This is a genomic window from Streptomyces sp. NPDC046197 (genome assembly GCF_040646295.1).
Taxonomy (GTDB): Bacteria; Actinomycetota; Actinomycetes; order Streptomycetales; family Streptomycetaceae; genus Streptomyces.
Genome location: NZ_JBEYZY010000002.1, coordinates 482,815 through 504,509, shown reverse-complemented (window position 1 = coordinate 504,509; position 21,695 = coordinate 482,815). Strand labels below are relative to the sequence as shown.

The 21,695-nt window shown below is 71.8% G+C and carries 19 protein-coding genes; 9 read left to right on the top strand and 10 right to left on the bottom strand.

The genetic code is table 11. The annotated features are described in order from the left end of the window. Positions 1 to 24: 24 nt before the first annotated feature. Positions 25 to 480 (bottom strand): hypothetical protein, encoded by a 456-nt coding sequence (locus AB0A61_RS05035; RefSeq protein WP_361286161.1) that lies wholly within the window; start codon positions 478 to 480, stop codon positions 25 to 27. Between the two features lie 443 nt (positions 481 to 923). Between AB0A61_RS05035 and AB0A61_RS05030 the strand changes: the two genes are divergently transcribed. Both AB0A61_RS05030 and AB0A61_RS05025 read left to right on the top strand, forming a co-directional pair. Then, positions 924 to 2,201, top strand: coding sequence for a GNAT family N-acetyltransferase (locus tag AB0A61_RS05030; RefSeq protein ID WP_361286158.1), 1,278 nt, complete (start codon positions 924 to 926; stop codon positions 2,199 to 2,201). A gap of 77 nt (positions 2,202 to 2,278) precedes the next feature. Further along, positions 2,279 to 3,028, top strand: a complete 750-nt coding sequence (locus AB0A61_RS05025) for a hypothetical protein (protein WP_361286155.1) — start codon at positions 2,279 to 2,281, stop codon at positions 3,026 to 3,028. Positions 3,029 to 3,107: 79 nt separating this feature from the next. Here AB0A61_RS05025 and AB0A61_RS05020 read toward each other — a convergent pair whose 3' ends face one another. Then, positions 3,108 to 4,148 (bottom strand): NAD(P)-dependent alcohol dehydrogenase, encoded by a 1,041-nt coding sequence (locus AB0A61_RS05020; protein WP_361286152.1) that lies wholly within the window; start codon positions 4,146 to 4,148, stop codon positions 3,108 to 3,110. 170 nt (positions 4,149 to 4,318) lie between these two features. Here AB0A61_RS05020 and AB0A61_RS05015 point away from each other — a divergent pair, with 170 nt between their 5' ends. Further along, positions 4,319 to 5,263 carry a helix-turn-helix transcriptional regulator gene (locus tag AB0A61_RS05015; RefSeq protein WP_361286149.1) on the top strand — a complete coding sequence of 315 codons (945 nt, stop codon included), beginning with the start codon at positions 4,319 to 4,321 and terminating at the stop codon, positions 5,261 to 5,263. 52 nt (positions 5,264 to 5,315) lie between these two features. On the opposite strand, the gene AB0A61_RS05010 is transcribed toward AB0A61_RS05015, so the two are convergent. The 3 genes from AB0A61_RS05010 to AB0A61_RS05000 form a co-directional block, all read right to left on the bottom strand. After that, positions 5,316 to 8,594, bottom strand: a complete 3,279-nt coding sequence (locus AB0A61_RS05010; RefSeq protein WP_361286146.1) for a S8 family peptidase — start codon at positions 8,592 to 8,594, stop codon at positions 5,316 to 5,318. Between the two features lie 345 nt (positions 8,595 to 8,939). Further along, positions 8,940 to 10,154, bottom strand: a complete 1,215-nt coding sequence (locus tag AB0A61_RS05005; RefSeq protein WP_361286143.1) for an Ig-like domain-containing protein — start codon at positions 10,152 to 10,154, stop codon at positions 8,940 to 8,942. A 252-nt stretch (positions 10,155 to 10,406) separates the two neighbouring features. Continuing rightward, positions 10,407 to 10,787, bottom strand: a complete 381-nt coding sequence (locus AB0A61_RS05000; protein WP_361286140.1) for a hypothetical protein — start codon at positions 10,785 to 10,787, stop codon at positions 10,407 to 10,409. A gap of 110 nt (positions 10,788 to 10,897) precedes the next feature. Here AB0A61_RS05000 and AB0A61_RS04995 point away from each other — a divergent pair, with 110 nt between their 5' ends. Continuing rightward, positions 10,898 to 11,236 carry a hypothetical protein gene (locus AB0A61_RS04995; RefSeq protein ID WP_361286137.1) on the top strand — a complete coding sequence of 113 codons (339 nt, stop codon included), beginning with the start codon at positions 10,898 to 10,900 and terminating at the stop codon, positions 11,234 to 11,236. A 108-nt stretch (positions 11,237 to 11,344) separates the two neighbouring features. Here the strand turns inward: AB0A61_RS04995 and hutH are convergent, their stop codons facing one another. The 3 genes from hutH to AB0A61_RS04980 form a co-directional block, all read right to left on the bottom strand. Further along, positions 11,345 to 12,883 carry a histidine ammonia-lyase gene (gene hutH, locus AB0A61_RS04990; protein WP_361286268.1) on the bottom strand — a complete coding sequence of 513 codons (1,539 nt, stop codon included), beginning with the start codon at positions 12,881 to 12,883 and terminating at the stop codon, positions 11,345 to 11,347. Between the two features lie 96 nt (positions 12,884 to 12,979). Continuing rightward, a complete protein-coding gene (locus AB0A61_RS04985) occupies positions 12,980 to 14,125 on the bottom strand; it encodes a GGDEF domain-containing protein (protein WP_361286134.1) in 1,146 nt (381 codons plus the stop codon). Positions 14,126 to 14,365: 240 nt separating this feature from the next. Beyond that, positions 14,366 to 15,160: an enoyl-CoA hydratase-related protein gene (locus AB0A61_RS04980; RefSeq protein WP_361286131.1), complete on the bottom strand. Its 795-nt coding sequence runs from the start codon at positions 15,158 to 15,160 to the stop codon at positions 14,366 to 14,368. 630 nt (positions 15,161 to 15,790) lie between these two features. Here AB0A61_RS04980 and AB0A61_RS04975 point away from each other — a divergent pair. Next, on the top strand, positions 15,791 to 16,312 hold the full coding sequence (locus AB0A61_RS04975; RefSeq protein ID WP_361286128.1) for a hypothetical protein: 522 nt from the start codon (positions 15,791 to 15,793) through the stop codon (positions 16,310 to 16,312). Positions 16,313 to 16,352: 40 nt separating this feature from the next. Here the strand turns inward: AB0A61_RS04975 and AB0A61_RS04970 are convergent, their stop codons facing one another. Then, positions 16,353 to 17,516 (bottom strand): adenylate/guanylate cyclase domain-containing protein, encoded by a 1,164-nt coding sequence (locus tag AB0A61_RS04970; RefSeq protein WP_361286125.1) that lies wholly within the window; start codon positions 17,514 to 17,516, stop codon positions 16,353 to 16,355. Positions 17,517 to 17,639: 123 nt separating this feature from the next. Beyond that, positions 17,640 to 18,533 carry a biotin--[acetyl-CoA-carboxylase] ligase gene (locus tag AB0A61_RS04965; RefSeq protein ID WP_361286123.1) on the bottom strand — a complete coding sequence of 298 codons (894 nt, stop codon included), beginning with the start codon at positions 18,531 to 18,533 and terminating at the stop codon, positions 17,640 to 17,642. A 111-nt stretch (positions 18,534 to 18,644) separates the two neighbouring features. On the opposite strand from AB0A61_RS04965, the gene AB0A61_RS04960 reads away from it, so the two are divergent. The 4 genes from AB0A61_RS04960 (at position 18,645) to AB0A61_RS04945 (ending at position 21,491) form a co-directional block, all read left to right on the top strand. Next, positions 18,645 to 20,240: an acyl-CoA carboxylase subunit beta gene (locus AB0A61_RS04960; RefSeq protein WP_361286120.1), complete on the top strand. Its 1,596-nt coding sequence runs from the start codon at positions 18,645 to 18,647 to the stop codon at positions 20,238 to 20,240. Between the two features lie 27 nt (positions 20,241 to 20,267). Then, positions 20,268 to 20,477 (top strand): acyl-CoA carboxylase epsilon subunit, encoded by a 210-nt coding sequence (locus AB0A61_RS04955; RefSeq protein WP_361286117.1) that lies wholly within the window; start codon positions 20,268 to 20,270, stop codon positions 20,475 to 20,477. Positions 20,478 to 20,688: 211 nt separating this feature from the next. Beyond that, on the top strand, positions 20,689 to 20,817 hold the full coding sequence (locus AB0A61_RS04950; protein WP_361286114.1) for a hypothetical protein: 129 nt from the start codon (positions 20,689 to 20,691) through the stop codon (positions 20,815 to 20,817). Positions 20,818 to 20,870: 53 nt separating this feature from the next. Further along, positions 20,871 to 21,491, top strand: a complete 621-nt coding sequence (locus AB0A61_RS04945; RefSeq protein ID WP_361286111.1) for a nucleoside triphosphate pyrophosphatase — start codon at positions 20,871 to 20,873, stop codon at positions 21,489 to 21,491. The last annotated feature ends 204 nt before the right edge of the window (positions 21,492 to 21,695 follow it).

Sequence of the window (21,695 nt, the reverse complement as noted above, 5' to 3'; positions counted from 1 at the left end):
ACCGCATCACGCGCCGCCCAGGGATCAGCCGATGCCGAAGGGCTGACCCATCGGGCCGAAGCCAGGCTGCTGGTACTGCGGGAACTGCTGGCCGAAGGACTGGCCGTACCCGCCACCCCACTGGTGCTGGCCCTGCTGGCCCTGCTGGCTCTGCTGCAGCAGAGTCACGATCGCGGTCGGCAGCGCCTGCTGCACGGACTGCTCCACCGCGTGACGGATGCCCGTCTGCAGCGTCTGGTGCAGCGCGAGAGCGAGGTACGGGTGCGCCTGCTGGGCCATGCCCTGCTGCTGGAGCTGCTGCTGAACCTGCTGGATCTGCTGCAGCGACTGCTGCATGCGCTGGGCGATCTGCTGGCTCGCCTGCTGGCAGGCCTGCTGGATCGACTGCTGGACCACCTGCGCGATCTGCTGCTGCGGACCGCCCATCTGCGGGCCGCCGATCTGCGGGCCGTACTGCTGCAGGGGTTGGGTACCGGTCATGACCGACATGAATGCTCCATTCGATGTCACCACGAAAAGCCGACACATATACCTATGTCGGGCTTATCGGAAGAATCCGACGCCCTGAAGCTAAGGTGGCCTCGCGTCGGCCGCAATCGGCTCCGCCCGCGCTCGGGGGTACTCACGACAGGGGTGCCGACCGGAACAGCACGCTTTCGCCCTTGCCGCGCAGGGCCCACGGCACCGTCTGCGCACCGGACGACCGCGCGGGGACCTGACTCACCCCGGCGAGGAGTGCGCCGCCAATCGAGTGAGCAGCACTTGCCACCGGCCGGGCTGCTGCGATCCGTCGCCTCGGCCCCGCCGAGAGCCGCACACAGGACCACGCGGGACGGCTCGCACGATTCACCCGGTTTGCTCGGTTCGTCGGGCGAGCCCGGAGCGGGAAGAATGGGAGTCCCGAGTCGGGCGAGGTGGTGGTGATGCCCGCGTGGCAGCTGCGTGACTATCACGACGACGACCTCGACCAGGCGATCCAGATCTGGGAGCAGAGCCGCCTGACCGACGAGAAGCCGGTCTTTCCACTCGCCGAGGTGATGGCGACCGCTCAGGCCGGGCAGATGGCGGTGGTCGCGGTGGTCGGGGACGAGCTGGTGGGGATGGCCGTGGCGCAGGCGCAGGGCAAGCGGGGCTGGGTTCTTCTGGTCGCGCTCGCCTCCCGCTGGCGCGAGCGCGGTATCGGCAGCGCGCTCCTCGCCGAGCTGGAACGGCGCCTGCGGGCACAGGGCGTGCGCCGCATCAGTGCCCTGCTGCCCGCGGGCGCGGCGGGCACGAGGGCTCTGGAGCACTCCGGCTACCAGTTCCGCGGCGACCTGACCTATTACGAGAAGCTCGAACCGCGGGACGCCACCCACGCCGGTGTCCTCTCGGCGCTGGGCGGGCGCATGCTGCCCGAGGGGCTCTGGGGTGCCATGGCGGGCATGGAGCAGGAGAAGCAGGTCGTGGAACGCCGTGTCGTGCTTCCGCTGACGGAGCCGGCGCTGGCCGACCGCTTCGGCGTCGCCCCGCCGAAGGCGGTCATCCTGTTCGGCCCGCCCGGCACTGGGAAGACCAGCTTCGCCAAGGCGGTGGCCTCGCGGCTCGGCTGGCCGTTCGTGGAACTCTTCCCGTCCCGGCTCGCGGCCGACACCAACGAGGGGCTGGCCGCCGCGCTGCGGTCCGCGTTCGCGGACCTGGCGGAGCTCGACTCGGTGGTGCTGTTCATCGACGAGGTCGAGGAGATCGCCGGCGCACGGTCCGGACGGGCGGTCGACCCGGGGCACGGCGTGACCAACGAGTTGCTGAAACTGATCCCCGGCTTCCGGGAGCACGACGCCCGGCTGCTGACCTGCGCGACCAACTCGGTGCGCCTGCTCGACGCGGCGTTCCTGCGGCCGGGCCGGTTCGACTACGTCATCCCGATCGGGCCGCCCGATCCCACCGCCCGCGCGGCGATCTGGTCCCGCTACCTCGGTCCCGCCGCCGATTCGGTCGACGTCACCCGGCTGGTCGCCGCCAGTGAGCTGTTCACCCCGGCCGACATCGAGTTCGCGGCGCGCAAGGGCGCGCAGGCGGCGTTCGAGCGCGAGGTCACGTACCGCAAGGGCCGGGCCGCCACCACCGAGGACTACATGGCCGCGATCGCCGACACCCGGCCCACGCTCACCGGGCAGGCGATCGAGGAGTTCACCGAGGACATCGAGAAGTACAGCCGGCTCTGAGGCGGGCTCGCCGGTCAGTCAGGTGATCCCCGTTCCCGGCCGGAGGGCGCCGCGCCCCCGGGTGGTACAGGAGCGACGTGAGCACTCGCCCGCACGGCCCGCCGCACGGCCCGCTGCACGGGGGCGCGAAGCCCGGTCCGCCGGTCCCTCGGCGTCGTCGCTGGTGGCGCTCGCTCCCCGCGCTCGTCGGCGCCGGGGCCGTGGTCGTGGCGATCGCGGTGGCGCTCCTGGTCATCTCCATGGGCGGTGGGCGGCAGGACGTCGGCACGCCCGCGGCAGCGCGCGGTCTCGCCAGGCGTGTGACGCTGTCGCCCTCGGACTGGGGCGCGGGCTTCGTACGCGGCGCCGCCTACGAGAACACCGAGATGGCCCAGGGCCTCACCGACCGGAACTGCGCGTACCTGGCGCAGCCGATCGCCGGTGCGCTGGCGGCCCTGCAGCGCACCGTCGGCACACCGGACCGGACGGTGGTCGCCTATGCGCGGCTGGTGGTCTACCGGGACGCCGCTTCGGCCCGGGCCGACATCGCCCGGTTGCGCGCGGACACGGATCACTGCCGTACGGAACACGACGCCGCCGGCAAGGCGCGGTGGGAGGACGTCCACGCGGTGGACGTTCCCGCGCTGAGGGGATTCGACGAAGTGGCGACCGAGGAGGGTCACCGGGTCACCGACGAGAAGGGCCGGACGGCGGACAACTACTACACGTATCTCAGTGGCCGCAAAGGGAAGTACCTGATGCAGTCGTACGTCGTGCGCACGGCCAAGCGGGACGGCAATCGCAGCGCCGCGGCCGCCGCCCTCTCCCTCATGCTGAGCCGCCTGTAGGGCGTGGGCCGCCCGGTCGCCGCGGGACGCGCCGAGGGCCCCGGGGCGCGGTGCCGCCGGGGCCCTGTGGACGGCGGGATCAGATCGTGGCGCTGTCGATCACGAAGCGGTAGCGCACATCGCTGTTCAGCACCCGCTCGTAGGCGTCGTTGATCTCGGACGCGGCGATCAGTTCGATCTCGGCGCCGATGCCGTGCTCGGCGCAGAAGTCGAGCATCTCCTGGGTCTCGGCGATACCGCCGATGCTGGAGCCGGCCAGCGTCTTGCGGCCGGCGATCACCGAGAAGAGGTTGAGGGAGACGGGCTCCTCCGGGGCGCCGACGTTCACCAGCGCGCCGTCGGTCTTCAGCAGCGACAGGAACGCCCCGAAGTCCAGCGGCGCGGACACCGTGGAGACGATCAGGTCGAAGGTGCCCCGCAGGTCCTCGAAGGTCCGCGGGTCGCTGGTGGCGTGGTAGTGGTCGGCGCCCAGCCCCAGCCCGTCGTCCTTCTTGCGCAGGGACTGGGACAGCACGGTCACCTCGGCGCCGAGCGCGTGGGCGATCTTGACGGCCATGTGGCCGAGGCCGCCCATGCCGAGGACGGCGACCTTCTTGCCCGGGCCCGCGTTCCAGTGCCTGAGCGGGGAGTACGTGGTGATGCCGGCGCACAGCAGCGGTGCGGCGACGTCGAGGGACAGGCCGTCGGGGATGCGCACGACGTAGTTCTGGTCGACGACGATCTTCTCCGAGTAGCCGCCGTGGGTCGGCTCGCCGTCCCTGCCGATCCCGTTGTACGTCATGGTCGCGCCGTTGACGCAGTACTGCTCCAGGCCGGCCTTGCAGTTCTCGCACTCGCGGCAGGAGTCGACCATGCAGCCGACGCCCACGCGGTCGCCGGTCTTGAACCGGGTGACGCCGGGGCCCACCTCGGAGACGACGCCGGCGATCTCGTGGCCCGGGACCATCGGGAAGATCGCCTCGCCCCAGCCCTCGCGGGCCTGATGGATGTCGGAATGGCAGATTCCGGCGAATTTGATGTCGATCAGCACATCGAACTCGCCGACCGCACGGCGCTCGATGGTGGTGCGCTCCAGCGGAGCCTTGGCAACGGGTGCGGCGTACGCGGCGACAGTGGTCATGCCGGGGTTCTCCTAGCGGTCGTTCGGGGCCGGCTGCCTTCCGGCCGGGACACGGCCTCCAGCCTGCCCGCGGAACCCGTATCCACCCAGGTCACACTTCTGCCTACGTTCCCCGTGCCTACCACTGGCGGGGTCAGGTTCGGGTGCGTACGACCGTGAATACTGGACGCATGGACGAACAGCCCGACGCCGCAGGGGGCCCCGCCGCGGACACCGGTGCGCAGGCCGGTGCCGGTGCGGGGCTGGACCGGCGTGCCGAGCTCAGCGAGTTCCTGCGCACCCGGCGCGCCCGGCTGAAGCCGGAGGACGTGGGGCTGCCGGACTACGGCCGGCAGCGCAGGGTGCCGGGGCTGCGCCGTGAGGAACTGGCCCGGCTGGCCGGGGTGTCGGTGGCCTACTACACCCGCCTGGAACAGGGCAACGGACGCAATGTGTCGGCCGAGGTGCTCGACTCGATCGCCCGCGCGCTCCGGCTGACCGACGCCGAGCACGCGCACCTGACGCATCTGGCGAAGCCGAAGCACAAGAAGAAGCAGACGTTCCGTACCCAGCAGGTGCGGTCCTCGCTGCGGCAGCTGCTGGACACGATGGACGGGATCCCGGCGTACGTCGTGGGGCGGCGCGCGGAGATCCTGGCGTGGAACCGGATGGCGGCGGCCGTCTTCGGCGACTGGTCGGAGCTGCCCGCGCAGGAGCGGAACTGGGCGCGCCTGGTCTTCCTGCGGCCCGACTACCGTGATCTCTTCGTGGACTGGGAGCAGAAGGCGATCGACATCGTCTGCGCGTTGCGCATGGAGGCCGGCTGCTACCCGGACGACCCCCGGCTGTCGGCTCTGGTCGGCGAGCTGTCGGTGAAGAGCGAGGACTTCGGCCGGCTGTGGGCCACGCACGACGTCAAGGAGAAGAGCCACGGCGTCAAGCGCCTGCGACATCCCCTGGTCGGCGAACTGGCCCTGCAGTACGAGTCCTTCAAACCCGCCGACGACAGCGAGCAGTCCCTGCTCGTCTACCACGCCGAGCCGTCCTCCCCCTCGGCAGAGGCCCTGCGCCTGCTGGCCAGCTGGGGCGCGGACGCACGGCGCGCGGGGGCCGGGAGTTCGCCACCGTCCGCCTGAACGGCGACGGCCCGCCGGAAGACACACTTCCGGCGGGCCGTCCGACAACGGCTCACTTGCCGTGGTACGCGTTGTAGATCGAGAGCGTCGACCTGTTGCCCTGCCTGTCGGTGATCTTGGCGTGGAAGGAGACGGCCTGTCCCTTCGCCGGGTTCCCGACGGTGATCCTGCCGTTCCTGACCTCGGTCTTCTTCCAGGTCTGGCCGTAGTCGTAGGAAACCCACACGGACAGCGACGCGAGGTTGCGGCCCGCTGCCGTGCCCTCCACGGTGACCGGGAACGTGACCGTTCTGCCCGCCGCGACCCGGCTGTCCAGGTCGGTGGCCGCCTGGAAGCGGACCGTGGAGGCCGGCAGCCGGACCGGGTCCGAGCCGGACGGCTTACTCGAGTGGAAGGTCCAGCTCGCGTCGATCCGGGTGGAGGCCGCCGCGACCTTGACGCTGCGCACGACGGAGGTGGTCAGCCGGTACTCGGCGGCACCGGCCGGGACCCTGAACACCTTGTCGCCGAAGAGCGGGTCGTCGTTCGAGCCGACCCTGGCGCCGTTGCGGTACAGCGTCGTGGTGACCGAGCGGAACGCCGACGAACCGGCGTGCGCGTCGGCGTCGGCGAACAGCGGCAGCACCCCGTAGATGCCGTCGCTGCTGCGGAACAGTCCGAAGTCCGCGCCCAGGTGCGGTCCGAACACGGCCGTGTTGAAGGTCTTCGTGTAGCTTCGGCCGGCCGTGAAGGTCTGCGGCTCGCCGAGGGTGTAGTGGGCGTCGGAGACCGGGAAGCCGTCCTGGTCGACCCCGCCGTACTGGTCGAAGTCGAGCCCCCACCTCACCCCGTCCTGCGCGGACAGGTGCAGCGTCCGGACGCCGGGCAGCGCCTGAGGAGCCGAGAAGCCGGTGCCGGCGAAGCTGCCGGGCAGGAAGCCGGTGGGGGTGATCGCGCCCTTCTTGCCGCCGGCCGCGGCGCCCAGGCGGGCCTTCACCGTGGCCAGGTCGGCGGTCTTGTAGTGCCTGGTGTAGCCGGTGGCCAGCTGTCTGACCCGGGCGGACAGGGCGGTGTCGTACTGCTCGTCGCCGCCCTTGGTCCAGTGCCCGTCCCACTGCTGGGTGAGTGAACCGTCGGTGATCTGCGGGCCGAGGTGGGCCGTGCGGACGTTGTCGTACGTGTCCAGCCAGAGGGCGTGGAAGTACTCGCCGCCCGCCGCCTCGACGGTGTAGGACGGCGCCGCGAAGACCGGCTTGGCGGCTCTGTCCGGAACGGTGATGTCCACCTGCTCCGCCTTGCGGGCGTCCAGCGTGATCGTCTGGTTCCTGGTGACGGTCAGCTTCGGCTGGGCCAGCCAGTCGAGCCCCTTGGCCGGGTCGCCGGGGTTCACGAGGACGACCGAGTCGAGGAGGTAACCGCCCCTGGGCACCCGCACCTTGACGGTCCCAGAGCTGTCGTAAGGGGCGTACTCCTTGCCTGCGCCGAGGCCGGTGAGTCCGGACAGGGAGGCGTTGTAGTTCTTCGCCGGCCTGCCGTCACGGCCGATGAACTTCAGCGTGAGGTCGTACGACTCGACCTCGCGCACCACCGCCGCGGCCGTGCGGACGCTCTGCCCGCCGCCGGTCGCCGTCACGTACGCCGAGTACCCGCCGTCCAGGGTGCCGCCCAGCTTGGTGTCGACGGTGAGGGCGACGGAGGCCCTGCCGCCCGCGGGGACGGTCGCCGTGTGCGCGCCGAGCGTGAAGAAGCCCGGCGGGGCGGCCCGCCCCTTGGGGTCGGTCGCCGTCACGGAGAGGGAGAGCGTGACGTCCTTGGTGCCGAGATTGCGGTACGTCAGCTGCCGGGTGACCGGGGTGTCGTCGCCGTGCGGCCACTGCTGCACCCCGAAGCCCACCGACACCGGGTCGGCGACCACCGACTGCCTGATCGCCCGGTCCACGGCGATCCGGCCCGCTCCCTGCTGGAACGCGGTGTAGGCGCCGCCCTTGGCGGAGCCGGTCAGCGCGCCCTTCAGTTCGGCGTAACCCCACTTCGGGTGCTCCTGCTTCAGGAGCGCGGCGGCGCCCGCGACGTGCGGGGTCGCCATCGACGTGCCCGAGAGGGTGAGGTAGCCGGCGGGCTTCTCGCCGGTCTCCTGGTCGATGGCGCTGCCCTTGGCCGCGGCGGCCGTGATGCCCACACCGGGCGCGGTGACGTCCGGCTTGACGGCGCTGTCGCCGATGCGCGGCCCGGTGGAGGAGAAGCCGGCCAGCTCGTCCTTCTTGTCGACCGCGCCCACGGTGATCGCGGCGTCCGCGCTGCCGGGCGAACCGATCGACTCGGGGCCGTCGTTGCCCGCGGCGATCGCGAAGAGGATGCCCTTCTCGGCGGAGAGCTTGCCGACCTCCGCCTCCAGCGGGTCGATCCCCGGCGCGTCCGGGCCGCCCAGGCTGAGGTTGACGATGTCGGCGCCCTGCTGTGCCGCCCACTCCATGCCGGCGAGGATGCCGGAGTCGTCGCCGGAGCCGGTGTCGTCGAGCACCTTGCCGTTGAGGATCCTGGCACCGGGAGCCACGCCCTTGTACTTGCCGTGCGACTTGGCTCCGGTGCCCGCCGCGATGGACGCGACGTGCGTGCCGTGGCCGAAGTGGTCGGTGGCGTCGGCCGCGGTGGAGAAGTTCCTGGCCGCGATCACCTGGTTCCTCAGGTCCGGGTGGGTGGCGTCCACACCGGTGTCCAGGACGGCGATCTTCACGCCCCGGCCGGTGTATCCGGCCCGCCACGCCGTCGGGGCGCCGATCTGCGGGACGGACTTGTCGAGGTCGGCCCTGCGGACGCCGTCGAGCCAGACGTGCGCGATGCCGGAGGCGGTCCGCTCCCCGTCGGTGACCGCGTCCCACAGCTCGTGCGTGTCCTTGACCGGGGTCTGCACCGCGTCCGCGTTCAGGGCCTTCAGCGTCCGGCGCAGTGTTCCCGTCTCGCGGACGCCGGCCCTGACGGCCATGGCGGCGCCCTGATAACCGACGATGACCTTCAGGCCGTTGCGGAGGGACTTGCGGGTGGCGGACGTGTTCAGCTCGGTGATGTCGAACAGCCGCTGGTCCAGCTTGCCAGTGGCGACCAGGCGGGCCGCGTCGGCCGGGACGACGAGCGTGTGCCCGCCCGCCGTGCGGACCTGAACGGGTATGTGCTCCCGCCCCCTGGCCCGCTCCAGACCGGCCACGCGCCCTTGGGCGTCCACCTCGACCCGGTCGCCGGTGATGAGGGTGATGAGGTGCTGGGACGTGAGCTGAGCAGCGCCGGCCGAGCGTTGCTGGGGCCTCGCCGACGCCGGGCCGGTCATGCCCGAGGCGAGGGCCACGGCCGCCGCCATGGCAACGGTGGCGGCGCACGCTCTCTTCACTTGTCTGCGCAAAACTCCCCCTGGGGATGGAGTACCGGGCGAATTCCCCGTTCACCCGGCCGGGGGCAGTGTCGTACTGATGCGCGTACGCCCCCCGGGAACACGCAGTATGCCGGGGGGTGATCAGCCGCTCAATAGATGAGAGAAGGGTAAGAGGGGGGCCGTACGACTGTTACGTGCCCGCGCGAACTCCGTTGCTCCTCCGCGTGGTTGGGGCCGACGCAGGCCAAACACCGATGCCGCCCCGAGGGGCGGCATCGGCAGGTCGCTTGAGGAGGCGTCACACCGGAGGGTGCGACCGCAGTGGGACGGGCGTCAGACGGCCGAACCCGCCTTCCACTGCGCCCAGCTCATGTTCCAGCCGTTGAGGCCGTTGTCCGGGGCCACCGTCTTGTCGCCGGTGTTGGAGAGGACCACGACGTCACCGACGATCGAGTGGTCGTAGAACCACGCGGCCGGCATGTTCGGGTCGCCCGCGCCCTTCTTGTCCTGCAGGCCCACGCAGCCGTGGCTGGTGTTGACGCTGCCGAAGACCGAGGGGCCGCCCCAGTAGTTGCCGTGGATGAAGGTGCCGGAGGTGGTCAGGCGCATGGCGTGCGGCACGTCCTTGATGTCGTACTCGCCCTTGCCGTCGGAGTCGGTGAAGCCGACCGTGGCGCCGTTCATCCGGGTCTGCTCGAACTTCTCCGAGATGACCATCTGGCCCGCGTACGTGGTGTGTTCGGGGGCGCCGGCCGAGATCGGGATGGTCTTGACGACCTTGCCGTCCTGGGTGACCTTCATCTCCTTGGTCTTCGCGTCGACGTAGGAGACCTGGTTGCGGCCGATGTGGAAGGTGACCGTCTTCTGCTGGACGCCGTAGACGCCCTGCGCGCCCTGGACGCCGTCGAGGTTGAGCTTCAGGGTGACGGTGGAGCCGGCCTTCCAGTACTGCTCGGGCCGGAAGTCCAGGCGGTTGCCGTTGAACCAGTGGCCGACGACCTCCTGGCCGCTGCTGGAGGTGACGGTGATGCCCTTCTGGACGGCCGCCTTGTTGGTGATCGCCTTGTCGAAGTTGATCGACACCGGCATGCCGACCCCGACGGTGGTGCCGTTGTCCGGCGTGTAGGAGCCGATGAAGCTGTGCGCCGGGGCGACCGTGGTGAACGAGGCGTTCTCGTGGGCGGCACGGCCCTTGGCGTCCTTGGCGGTCGCCGCCACCTTGTAGGTGGTGGCGCGTTCCAGCCGGCCGCTGGGCTTCCAGCTCGTCTTGTCGGCGGATATCTGGCCGGCGACGGCCTTTCCGTCGGAGGTGGTCATGGTGACGCTCGTCAGCGTGCCCTTGGCCACGGTGACGGCGGCGGAGTTGTTGATGGAGGCGTTGTCGGAGCCGTCCGCCGGCGTGATCTTGATCTGGGCGTCCGACGTCTCCTGTGCGGCCGCCTTGTCGGCCTTCGCCTGGGAGGTGTCGCTGCCGGCGCCTGAGGCGCTGCCGCCGCTCGAACAGGCCGAGAGCGCCAGCACACCGCCGAGCAGTGCGGACGCGGTCATGAGACGCCTGCGCCGCTTACCGTCCGTTATCACACGCTTCTCCATCGCTTGCCGAATCCCCAAACCCCTCAAGTCCCCCGTCACGAATCATCCACGCTACGACCGTTACGTCCCATTTCCCATGATCTACGGATGTGGGACTCACCACGTCCGCCGAGGCGGGCGGGGCGGATGTCGGCCTGCGTACCCCGTGAGACGACGAAACCCCGGACGGCGGTTGCCACCCGGGGCCGCCGACGACCCGGGGCGACGTCAGCCGGGGTACCCGTGGTGCCCGGTGCCGTCCTCTTCGCATTCCTCTTCGTAGTCTCCGTCGACATCATCCTCGCCAAGATCCCAGTCCGGCGAGTCGGGGTCGTACTCGACCCGCTCGCTCGACCAGGACGCCTGCTGCAGTTCCACTCCGGGCACTTGGCTGACCAGCCCGAAAGGGTCCACCAGATACGCCAGGGCCTCCGCGGTGTCTTCCGTCACAGCACCTTCGGCGTGTACCCGCTCACCGTCGGGCATACCCTCCTTTGCCTCCTCGGCGATCCGCTGCCGCGCCGCCTCGGTCACGGCGGCCTCGTCGTCGATTTCGAGGACCAGCTCCACGCGAAGCCGTACATAACGTGATGTCTCTGGAGTGCTCATGGCCGGAGCGTACGGTCCAAACCTCCCGTGACTTTCCCGTGACCCACGACTTTCACTAACATCGCCCCACACAGCCAATTCGTCAGCGCCACAAGGGGGATCGATATTCCGTGTCATCCGCTCGCCGAACGTTGCTGACCGCCACCGCAGCAGGCACCCTGCTGGGCGCCCTGTGGTTCGTCCCCTCCGCGAACGCGACGGTGGACACACCGGCGAGAGCGGAGACCTCGGCGGCGCCGACGACGCGGATCACGGAGCAGGCGCGGGCGGCGTCCACCGTCGGGGACACCTCCGGATTCCAGGCCCGGCCCCAGGCCGAGAGCGAGACCGAACTCGCCGACACCGGAAGCGTGGACACCACTCCCTACGTGGTCGGCGGCACGCTGTTCCTCGGGGTCGGCGCCGGCTTCGTGGTGTATTCGGTACGCCGGGAACGCCTGGGTTTCTGAAGGTCCGTAACGCCTCGGCTTCCGATGGCAGTTGACCGGCCGGGGCCCTGTCACCGACAGGGCCCCTGACGTCTCACCGGCCCGCCGCACCGCGGCGGGCCGACCGCCTCACTGCAACGGACCGGTGACGCTCTCCGCCGCCGCGACGAGCCTGCCCTCGCGCACGAAGGCGTCGGCGGCGGCGAGGTCGGGCGCCAGGAACCGGTCCGGGCCGGGCCCGCGCACCCCCGCCTCCCGCACGGCCTCGATGACCGCCTGGGTGGCCGGTGCCGGAGTCAGCCCCTCGCGCAGCTGCACCGCGCGCGTGGCGGCGTACAGCTCGATCGCGATGATCCTGGTCAGGTTGTCGACGGCGGTCCGCAGCTTGCGCGCCGCCGACCAGCCCATGGAGACGTGGTCCTCCTGCATCGCGGAGGAGGGGATCGAGTCCGCGGAGGCGGGGACCGCCAGCCGCTTCATCTCGCTGACCAGGGCTGCCTGCGTGTACTGGGCGATCATCAGGCCCGAGTCGACGCCGGCGTCGTCGGCGAGGAAGGGCGGCAGGCCGTGGCTGCGGTTCTTGTCGAGCAGCCGGTCGGTGCGGCGCTCGGCGACGGAGCCGAGGTCGGCGGCGGCGATCGCCAGGAAGTCGAGGACGTAGGCGACCGGGGCGCCGTGGAAGTTGCCGTTGGACTCGACGCGGCCGTCGGGCAGTACGACCGGGTTGTCGACGGCGGAGGCGAGCTCGCGCTCGGCGACCAGCCGGGCGTGCGCGAGGGTGTCCCGGCCGGCGCCCGCGACCTGCGGGGCGCAGCGCACGGAGTAGGCGTCCTGGACGCGGGGCGCGTCGTCCTGGTGGTGACCGGTGAGCTGCGAACCCTTGAGCACGGCCAGCATGTTGGCGGCGGAGGCGCCCTGGCCCGGGTGCGGGCGGATGGCGTGCAGCTCGGGGGCGAGGACCTTGTCGGTGCCGAGGAGCGCCTCCAGACTGAGGGCGGCGGTGACGTCGGCGGACTTGTACAGCGTGTCCAGGTCGGCGAGAGCCATGACCAGCATGCCGAGCATGCCGTCGGTGCCGTTGAGGAGGGCGAGACCCTCCTTCTCGCGCAGTTCGACGGGCTGGATGCCGTGCGCGGCGAGAAGCTCGCCGGCCGGGCGCACGACCCCGTCGGGTCCCTCGGCGTCCCCCTCGCCCATGAGCGTGAGGGCGCAGTGGGAGAGCGGCGCGAGGTCGCCGGAGCAGCCCAGGGAGCCGTATTCGTGCACGACCGGGGTGATCCCCGCATTGAGGACGTCGGCCATCGTCTGCGCGACCTCGGGCCGGACGCCGGTGTGGCCGGAGCAGACGGTCTTCAGCCGGAGGAACATCAGCGCGCGGACGACCTCACGCTCGACCCGCGGCCCCATACCGGCGGCGTGCGAGCGGACGATGTTCCGCTGCAGCTGGGTGCGCAGCTCCTGGCTGATGTGCCGGGTCGCCAGTGCGCCGAAGCCCGTGCTGACGCCATATACGGGGTCGGGCTTGGCCGCCAGCGCCTCCACGATCTCCCGGGCCGCCGCGAGGGCGGCCACCGCCTCCCCGGAGAGCTCGATCCGTGCGCCGCCGCGCGCCACGGCGAGAACGTCGGACGCGGTGACACCGGACGTCCCCACCACCACAGTGTGCATATCCATATTCAGGAGCGTACGCAGTGAATGCGGCGATGTCACTAGTGGGGAGCGGGAGTGACCCTTACCCGGAGGTAGCTCACCGGACGGGCCACCTCACGGCCGGCGCCCGCGGAAACGGCGCCGTTCCGCCGGGGGCTGCGGGGAGGGCTCGTCGGCCAGCCGGACGACCGGGTCGTCGGGACCCTCCCGTCCGGCGACCACCGGCCGGTCCGCGCGCAGCGCCTTCGCCCGGTACTGCGCCGCGTCGGCCAGCCGGAACAGCCGGCGGGCGGACCGCACCGTCCCGATCGCGTCCTCGGTCGAGGCCACCCCGCAGGAGACCCCGTCGCCCAGCTCCAGCTCGGCCGCACGCCGGCACAGTTCGTCGGCCGCCTTGACGATCTCGTCGGCGGGCGGCCCCACCGCGAGCAGACAGAACTCGTCCCCGCCGAGCCTCGCCACGAGCGCCCCGGGCACCATGGCCCCGCACAGCGACAGCACGGACCCGAACCGCTCGAGGAGCCGGTCGCCGACGGCGTGGCCGAGGGTGTCGTTGACCCGCTTGAGTCCGTTGAGATCACAGACGACGAGGCTGACGACGACCCCCTCCCTGCGATGCCGGTCGACCGCCTCGTCGAGCCGTACGTCGACGGCGCGGCGGTTGGCGAGTCCGGTGAGCGCGTCCGTGAACGCCAGCCTGCGGGCCTCCTGCAGCCGCTCCGTCTGGGCGAGCCCGGCGGCCACGACCGCGGCCAGCACCGTGGCGAAGTCGGCGTCGGCCCGGTCGAAGACGGGGGCACCGGCGGAACGGGCGACGTAGAGCTCGCCCCAGGCGCGGCCGTGCTGCACGATCGGCGCGACCACGCAGCAGCCACGCCCGCGCCGCCGCAGCGCCGCGACCCGCTGGTGGCAGTAGCCGGGGTGACCGGCGGCGGGCCCTCCGGCGGTCTCCACCCAGGCGTTCGGCTCACCGCCGGCGGCCCACCGCTCGTGCAGGAACTCGGTGATCTCCGGGAACTGGTGCACGGGATACGTCTCGTCCTCGGGGAACTCCGCCTCTTCCGGCGCCCGGTCCCCCACGTTCGCCAGGACACGCAGCCGGCCGCGGTCCCGCTCCCACACGGAGAGCGCGGCGAAGCTCCCGGCGAGCGCCCGGCACGCGCCGAGTGCCGCCGCCCGCCATGACTCACGCGGGCTGTGCGCCGCGGCCATGCCCTGCGCCAGCGCCACGACCGCCGCCAGCCGCCTGTTCTCGCCCATTACCCCAGGCTAGGGATGTTCTGTGCGATTCGGGACATTGGTACGGCTGTCGGGGGGCCGGGTGAGGGCACGGGCCGTCCGGGACGACCGTCCCCGGGGCTTCTTCACTCCCAGGGCCACCGCGCGCACGGGGCTCCTTCACTCCCCGGGCCACCGCGCGCACGGGGCTCCTTCACCCCCCGGGCCACCGCGCGCACGGGGCTCCTTCACCCCCCGGGCCACCGCGCGCACGGGGCTCCTTCACTCCCCGGGCCACCGAGGCGCACGCTTCTCGTTGAAGGCGGCCACCCCTTCCGCCCGGTCCGCGGAGAACGCCACCGACCGCCACGCCGCGTCCTCCACCTCCAGCCCGGCCCGCAGGTCGAGGCCGTGCCCGAGCCGCAGAGCCCGCTTGGCCGCGCGCAGGCCGATCGGCGAGTTCGCCGCCATCCGGGCGGCCAGTCCCAGCGCCTCCTCCCGGTCCCGGCCCTCCTCCACCAGGTGGTCCACCAGCCCCAGCTCGCGCGCCTCCCCGGCCTCCAGCCTGCGGGCCGTGAAGATCAGCTCGGCCGCCCGCGCCGCCCCCACCCGCCGCGGCAGCAACTGCGTACCGCCGCCTCCCGGAATCACGCCGACCGACACCTCCGGCAACCCGACGACCGCCGTGGGGTCGGCCACGATCACATCGCAGGACAGCGCCAGTTCGAACCCGCCGCCGAGGGCGAAGCCGTGCACCGCCGCGATCGTCGGCATCGGCAGCTCCAGTACGCCCGTGTACGCCCCGCGGGCGACCGGCCGCTGCCTCACCAGGTCGGCGTCACTGAAGGAGTTGCGCTCCTTCAGGTCGGCTCCGACGCAGAACGCCCGCTCGTGGGAGGAGGTCAGGACGACCACGCGCGCGTCCCGGTCGGCGGCGAGCGCGGTGCACGCGCCTGCGATCGAGCGGGCCATGTCGGTCGACACGGCGTTCATGGCCTTGGGCCGGTCGAGGACGAGCTCCGCCACGTACTCGTGCCGTCGCACCAGTACGAACTCCCCGAACCGCTCCTCGCTCATGACACCCTCCCGGTTAACGCGGGTTAACAACACCTGCCCCGATCATCGCAGCCGCGCCCGCGCGGGGAAAGGGCCTTCGGACCGGACGTCCACATCCGGCACCCCGTTCGAGTGACATCCCGTGCAAGTCCTGCCGAACCCCCACGGGAGCGCATAACGTGCCTCCGCCACGGCGCATTGGGGGCGCGAGCGCATCGGGGAGGGATCGCGATGACGACGAACACGACCAGGGCGCAGCGGGAAACCAGGAACGCCGAAGCAACGACCAGCACAACGACCGAGCCCGGCCCCAAGAAATCCCGGGCCGAACACTCCAATACCGGTCCCGCCAATACCGGTCCCGGCGCCGACGCCGACACCGACGCCACGACCGAACCCGCCGGCCCGGCCGACGCCGCAGCCGAACCCACTGCCCCGGCCGACGCCACGACCGAACCCACTGCCCCGGCCGACGCCGGGGCAGCCGGGACCGCAGCTGAAGCCGGGTCGGACGGGACCGCATCTGAAGACAGGTCGGCCGGGAGCGGAGGCGGAAGCCATGTCGGGGACGGGGTCGGCCCTGGGGTTGCCCCGGTGGGGGTTCGCGTCTGGGGGGCTCGGGGGCGGCATCGGCGGCCCCGGCCACGGAAGGTGCTGCTCGCGGCCGGCGGACTCGCGCTCGCCGCCGGAGTGCTGAGCCTCGTCCGGCTGGCGCCCGAGTCGGGGGTCGGCGGCCTGGGCACCGCGGAGGCCGAGCCGCACCCGGAAGCGGGGACCACCACCGGCGACTCCACCAACACGGCCGCGACCACCGGGCCCGGTCCCACGGCCCTGCCCTCGGCGTCCCTCCCAATGGGCGGGGTGAGCGCCACACCCGCCTCCGGCACGGCCCCCGCACCGACGGCGTCACCGTCCGCGAACGGCGGCTCCCCGCCGAAGGCCCCGCCCGGCACCGCAACCGTCCCCACGACCATCCCGGAGGCCACCAACCCGCCGGACCACCCGGCGACCGGCACATCGGCCCGGCCGCCCGCCACCACGCACCCCGCCCCGCGGCCGACCCCGGCACCGACCCACAGCACACACACTCCGGCCCCGCAACGGAGCCAACCGGGGCTGTGCGTGCCGATCATCGGGCTGTGCGTGAGCGCCCAGGGGGGACCGGACCGGTGAACGGCGGCCCCGCGGGGCGCGCGCGACGGACCGCGGACGGTTACGGTGTCGCGTCGTCCCGCCGGGTGAGCAGCCAGGGCTCGACCACGCCCAGTCCGCGCACCGGTCGCTGCCACATCGGCTGCAGTGCGAAGCGGTACGTCGGAGGTTCCTTCCCCTCCTTCTCGGCGGCCGCCGCGGCCTCGGCCGCCTCGGCCTCGCTGGCCGGTGCCTCAGCGGTGCGGATCAGCTCCTCGGCGAAGGCGCTGTCGACGAGGACGGCGTCACGCGGGGCTATGGAGGTGAGCCGGGAGGCCAGATTGACGGTCGTACCGAACACATCACCCATTCGGGTGGTCACCGTGCCGAAGGCCATGCCCACGCGCAGCTCGGGCATGGTCTCGTCGTTCGCCATCGTCTCCACCAGACGCAGGGCGATGTCCGCGGCCGTACCGGCGTCGTCGGCGGCGTACAGCACCTCGTCGCCGAGGGTCTTGATCAGCCGCCCGCCGCGCGCGGCCACCAGGTCGGCGGCGGTCGTCTCGAAGGCCTCGACCAGTTCGCCGAGTTCCTCCTCCTCCATACGACGGGTCAGCCGCGTGAAGCCGACGAGGTCGGCGAAGCCGACGGCGAGCCGACGGTCGACCATCTCCTCGTCGTCGGCGGCCTGCACGACCCGGCCCGCGGAGGCGGCCAGCTGGCGGCGCCAGACGTAGACGAGGAACTCCTCCAGCTCGGGCAGCAGCAGCTCGACGATCGGATACGTGACCTCGGTGCGGGTCATCCCCGGCTCGGGCGGCTCGGTCAGGCCCTCCAGGAAGGAGTCCATCTGCCATTCGGCCAGCCGGGCGGTGGTCTGCCCCGTGGACCGGGCCACCTGCACGGCCATGGCCTCGCTGAGCAGCCCGGCCTCGACGAGGCCGGCCAGGCGCCGCAGGGCCAGTACGTCGGCCTCGGTCAGCGCCTTGGCCTGGCCTATGTCGGCGAAACCCATGGCCCGCCAGAACCGGGACGCCAGCTCCATCGAGACGCCGGCGCTGCGCGCCGCCTGGAAGGGGGTGTAGCGCCGCTCGGCGCCCAGGATGAGGTGTTCGAGACGCAGCGCGAGCGGGTCCTCACCGGATTCGGCGGCGTGGGGGTCCTCCCCCTCGAACGAATCCGAGGGTGGGGGAGGGTCCACCCGGCCGTCCGCGTCCGCGCCGGAGCCCGAGTCGTCGACGGTCACGCCTGCTGCCCTTCCGATCTGCCACGGTCAGGTATCGACCGGCCTCAACTCTACGGCAGGTGTGCGCCAGCTCACTCCGTGAGGTGAGCCGACGGGTGCGCCGACCGGCGTTGACCACTGTGATCACGCGGGCCTCAGGTGCACGATGTCACCCGCCCCCACCGGCTCCTGCACGCCCTCCGCCGTGGCCAGAACCAGTCGGCCGTCCCCGTCCACCGCGACCGCCTCCCCGACCACCGACCGGTTCCCCGGCAGCTCGGCGCGCACCACCCGCCCGAGCGTCGCGCAGCCCGCCGCGTACTTCTCCTGCAGGCCGCTGACCACCGGATCACCGGCGGCCGCCCGCCACCGCTCGTACCAGTCCTCCAGGGACCGCAGTACCGCCCGCAGCAGCGGGTCCCGGTCCGTGCTGACGGCGTCGGCCAGCGCCAGCGACCCGGCCTGCGGCACCGGCAGCTCGTCCTCGCGCAGCGTGACGTTGATGCCGACCCCGACGACCACGGCGTCGTCCCCGGCCCGCTCGGCCAGGATGCCGCCGGCCTTGCGCTCCTCGCCGCCGACGGTCACCAGCAGGTCGTTGGGCCATTTGAGGGTCGTGTCGACGCCGGCCGCCCGCGCAAGGCCGGTGGCCACCGCGACCCCGGTCAGCAGTGGCAGCCAGCCCCAGCGGGCCACCGGCACCTCGCTGGGCCGCAGCAGCACCGAGAAGAAGAGGCCGGAGCGGGCGGGGGCGGTCCACTGGCGGTCCAGGCGGCCCCGGCCCGCGGTCTGCTCCTCGGCGATCAGGACGGCGCCCTCCGCTGCCTTGCCCTCGGCGGCCCGGGCGACCAGATCCGCGTTGGTGGACCCGGTGCGCTGCACCACCTCCACCTGGGACCACAGCCCGCCCTGCCGCACCAGCCCGCGCCGCAGCGCGGCGGCGTTGAGGGGCGGACGGTCCAGGTCGGACCACCGGCCGCCAGGCGCGGAGTCCGAAGAGTTGTCCGGGTTCTCGTCTGGTGCATCTTGCGGCGTCATGCAAGCCACCCTAGGTGTGGTAAACGCCGCACTGCTGATGCGGAGGCAGCGCACTACGCTACGGATGAGTAACCGTCCCCCCTTTTGAGCAGGCAGGGAGCCGCGATCCCGATGTCCGAGCCGGAAGAGATCGACATTCACACGACCGCGGGGAAACTCGCGGATCTGCAGCGCCGTATCGAGGAGGCGACGCACGCCGGCTCGGAACGCGCCGTGGAGAAGCAGCACGCCAAAGGCAAGCTGACGGCTCGCGAGCGGATCGAGCTCCTGCTGGACGAAGGGTCCTTCGTCGAGCTGGACGAGTTCGCCCGGCACCGGTCCACCAACTTCGGGCTGGAGAAGAACCGCCCGTACGGGGACGGGGTCGTGACCGGATACGGCACCGTGGACGGACGTCCGGTCGCCGTCTTCTCGCAGGACTTCACCGTCTTCGGCGGGGCCCTCGGCGAGGTCTACGGGCAGAAGATCGTCAAGGTGATGGACTTCGCCCTCAAGACCGGCTGCCCGGTCGTCGGGGTCAACGACTCCGGCGGCGCCCGCATCCAGGAGGGGGTCGCCTCCCTCGGCGCGTACGGGGAGATCTTCCGGCGCAACACGCACGCCTCCGGTGTCATCCCGCAGATCTCGCTGGTCGTCGGGCCCTGCGCGGGCGGTGCGGTGTACTCGCCGGCCATCACCGACTTCACGGTCATGGTCGACCAGACCTCGCACATGTTCATCACCGGTCCGGACGTCATCAAGACCGTCACCGGCGAGGACGTCGGCTTCGAGGAGCTGGGCGGCGCCCGCACCCACAACACCGCCTCCGGCGTGGCCCACCACATGGCGGGGGACGAGAAGGACGCCATCGAGTACGTCAAGCAGCTGCTGTCGTACCTGCCGTCCAACAACCTCAGCGAGGCGCCGGTCTTCCCGGAGGAGGCCGACCTCTCCGTCACCGACGAGGACCTGGAGCTGGACACCCTCGTCCCGGACAGCGCGAACCAGCCGTACGACATGCACACCGTGATCGAACACGTGCTGGACGACGCCGAGTTCTTCGAGACCCAGCCGCTGTTCGCGCCGAACATCCTCACCGGCTTCGGCCGGGTCGAGGGTCACCCGGTCGGTGTCGTGGCCAACCAGCCGATGCAGTTCGCCGGCTGCCTGGACATCGACGCCAGCGAGAAGGCCGCACGGTTCGTGCGCACCTGCGACGCCTTCAACGTCCCGGTGCTCACCTTCGTCGACGTGCCGGGCTTCCTGCCGGGCGTCGACCAGGAGCACACCGGCATCATCCGGCGCGGCGCCAAGCTGATCTACGCCTACGCCGAGGCGACCGTCCCGCTGATCACGGTGATCACCCGCAAGGCGTTCGGCGGCGCGTACGACGTCATGGGCTCCAAGCACCTGGGGGCCGACCTCAACCTGGCCTGGCCCACCGCGCAGATCGCCGTCATGGGCGCCCAGGGCGCGGTCAACATCCTGCACCGCCGGACCATCGCCGAGGCGGAGGCGAGCGGGCAGGACGTCGAGGCGGTCCGCGCCCGGCTGATCCAGGAGTACGAGGACGCCCTGCTCAACCCCTACATCGCGGCCGAGCGCGGCTACATCGACGCGGTGATCAAGCCGTCCGACACCCGCGCCCACATCGTGCGCGGCCTGCGTCAGCTGCGCACCAAGCGGGAATCACTGCCCCCGAAGAAGCACGGCAACATCCCCCTCTAGGCCCTGACCGACGATTGGTTGACGAACATGACGATCAAGGTCGTACGAGGCAATCCGACCCCGGAGGAGCTCGCCGCCGCCCTGGCGGTGGTCCGGGCCCGCGCCGCGGTGGCGTCCGCCGCGGCGTCCGGCGCGCCCGTTCCGCGTGACTCCTGGGCCGACCCGGCCCGGATCGCCGGGCACCGGGTCCCCCGGCCCAGCCCGTCGGCGTGGACCCGGACCTACTGGCCGGGCTGAGCCTGTCTTCCGGATCGTACCGGGGCCGCGGCTCCGGCCCTCGCCTCGTGGCCTGCGATCCGGCCTCCACTTCCGACCCGCGACTTCGGCCATGACCTCGTCATCCGCGTCGCTCCGGTGCGGGTGGTCGCCGAAGTCGCAGGCCGGGGGCAGCCAAGTTGAGTACGCGTACTCAGGCGCCGGAGCCGGTCACGGCCGGACGATCGAAGGCATGCTGTGGTCCGACCCCGACAACGAGCCGCCGGAGGACTTGCGCGAGACGCAGGACATGATGCGGCGGCTGGGCGTTCTCATGGCGCTGGCCATGGTGCTCGCCATGATCGTGATCGGACTGCGGTGAGGAGAAGATCGACTCACTGGGAACCCGCCCGTCCGCGCCGATACGCTGACCACATGACAGATCAGCCGCGCCGCCGACTCGTCCTGGCCTCCCAGTCCCCCGCCCGGCTCGGACTGCTCCGGCAGGCCGGACTCGATCCCGAGGTGATCGTGAGCGGCGTCGACGAGGACGCGATCACGGCCCCCACCCCCGCCGAGCTGGCGCTCGCACTCGCCGAGGCGAAGGCCTCCGTGGTCGCGGCGAAGCCCGAGGTGCAGGGTGCGCTGGTGATCGGCTGCGACTCGGTGCTCGATCTCGACGGCCAGGCCCTCGGCAAGCCGGGCGACGCCGAGGAGGCCACCGCCCGATGGAAGGCGATGCGCGGCCGGGCCGGGACGCTCCAGACCGGTCACTGCGTCTGGGACACGAGAACCGAGCGGTACGCCTCCGCCACCGCCTCCACCGTCGTCCGCTTCGGCGAACCGACGGACGAGGAGATCGCCGCGTACGTCGCCTCCGGCGAGCCCCTCCACGTCGCCGGTGCCTTCACCCTGGACGGCCGTTCGGCCCCGTTCATCGAGGGCATCGACGGCGACCACGGCAACGTCATCGGCATCAGCCTGCCACTGATCCGGCGACTGCTCGCCGAACTGGGCGTCGGCATCACCGAACTGTGGGCCGCGGCCGAGAAGTGATCAGCGGGCACCGGCCGGCGCCGCGGAGGTGAGCGGCGCGGGACCGTCCTGCGCGGGACCGACGAGCGCAGGGTGTTCTGCGACCGAACCGCCGGGCGCGAGGTCCCCCTTCACCGGACCGGCGGACGCAAGGTCTCCCTTCACCGGACCGCCAAGCGCGGCGCCCCCTTCACCGGACCGGCGGACGCAAGGATCCCCCTTCAC

What these genes read in the sequence shown, in the direction of transcription:
- AB0A61_RS05035 (WP_361286161.1), bottom strand. Translation starts at nt 480, where the DNA reads ATGACCGGTACCCAACCCCTGCAGCAGTACGGCCCGCAGATCGGCGGC.
- AB0A61_RS05030 (WP_361286158.1), top strand. Translation starts at nt 924, where the DNA reads ATGCCCGCGTGGCAGCTGCGTGACTATCACGACGACGACCTCGACCAG.
- AB0A61_RS05020 (WP_361286152.1), bottom strand. Translation starts at nt 4,148, where the DNA reads ATGACCACTGTCGCCGCGTACGCCGCACCCGTTGCCAAGGCTCCGCTG.
- AB0A61_RS05015 (WP_361286149.1), top strand. Translation starts at nt 4,319, where the DNA reads ATGGACGAACAGCCCGACGCCGCAGGGGGCCCCGCCGCGGACACCGGT.
- AB0A61_RS05010 (WP_361286146.1), bottom strand. Translation starts at nt 8,594, where the DNA reads ATGGCGGCGGCCGTGGCCCTCGCCTCGGGCATGACCGGCCCGGCGTCG.
- AB0A61_RS05005 (WP_361286143.1), bottom strand. Translation starts at nt 10,154, where the DNA reads ATGACCGCGTCCGCACTGCTCGGCGGTGTGCTGGCGCTCTCGGCCTGT.
- AB0A61_RS05000 (WP_361286140.1), bottom strand. Translation starts at nt 10,787, where the DNA reads ATGAGCACTCCAGAGACATCACGTTATGTACGGCTTCGCGTGGAGCTG.
- hutH (WP_361286268.1), bottom strand. Translation starts at nt 12,883, where the DNA reads ATGCACACTGTGGTGGTGGGGACGTCCGGTGTCACCGCGTCCGACGTT.
- AB0A61_RS04985 (WP_361286134.1), bottom strand. Translation starts at nt 14,125, where the DNA reads ATGGGCGAGAACAGGCGGCTGGCGGCGGTCGTGGCGCTGGCGCAGGGC.
- AB0A61_RS04980 (WP_361286131.1), bottom strand. Translation starts at nt 15,160, where the DNA reads ATGAGCGAGGAGCGGTTCGGGGAGTTCGTACTGGTGCGACGGCACGAG.
- AB0A61_RS04965 (WP_361286123.1), bottom strand. Translation starts at nt 18,533, where the DNA reads ATGACGCCGCAAGATGCACCAGACGAGAACCCGGACAACTCTTCGGAC.
- AB0A61_RS04960 (WP_361286120.1), top strand. Translation starts at nt 18,645, where the DNA reads ATGTCCGAGCCGGAAGAGATCGACATTCACACGACCGCGGGGAAACTC.
- AB0A61_RS04955 (WP_361286117.1), top strand. Translation starts at nt 20,268, where the DNA reads ATGACGATCAAGGTCGTACGAGGCAATCCGACCCCGGAGGAGCTCGCC.
- AB0A61_RS04950 (WP_361286114.1), top strand. Translation starts at nt 20,689, where the DNA reads ATGCTGTGGTCCGACCCCGACAACGAGCCGCCGGAGGACTTGCGCGAG.
- AB0A61_RS04945 (WP_361286111.1), top strand. Translation starts at nt 20,871, where the DNA reads ATGACAGATCAGCCGCGCCGCCGACTCGTCCTGGCCTCCCAGTCCCCC.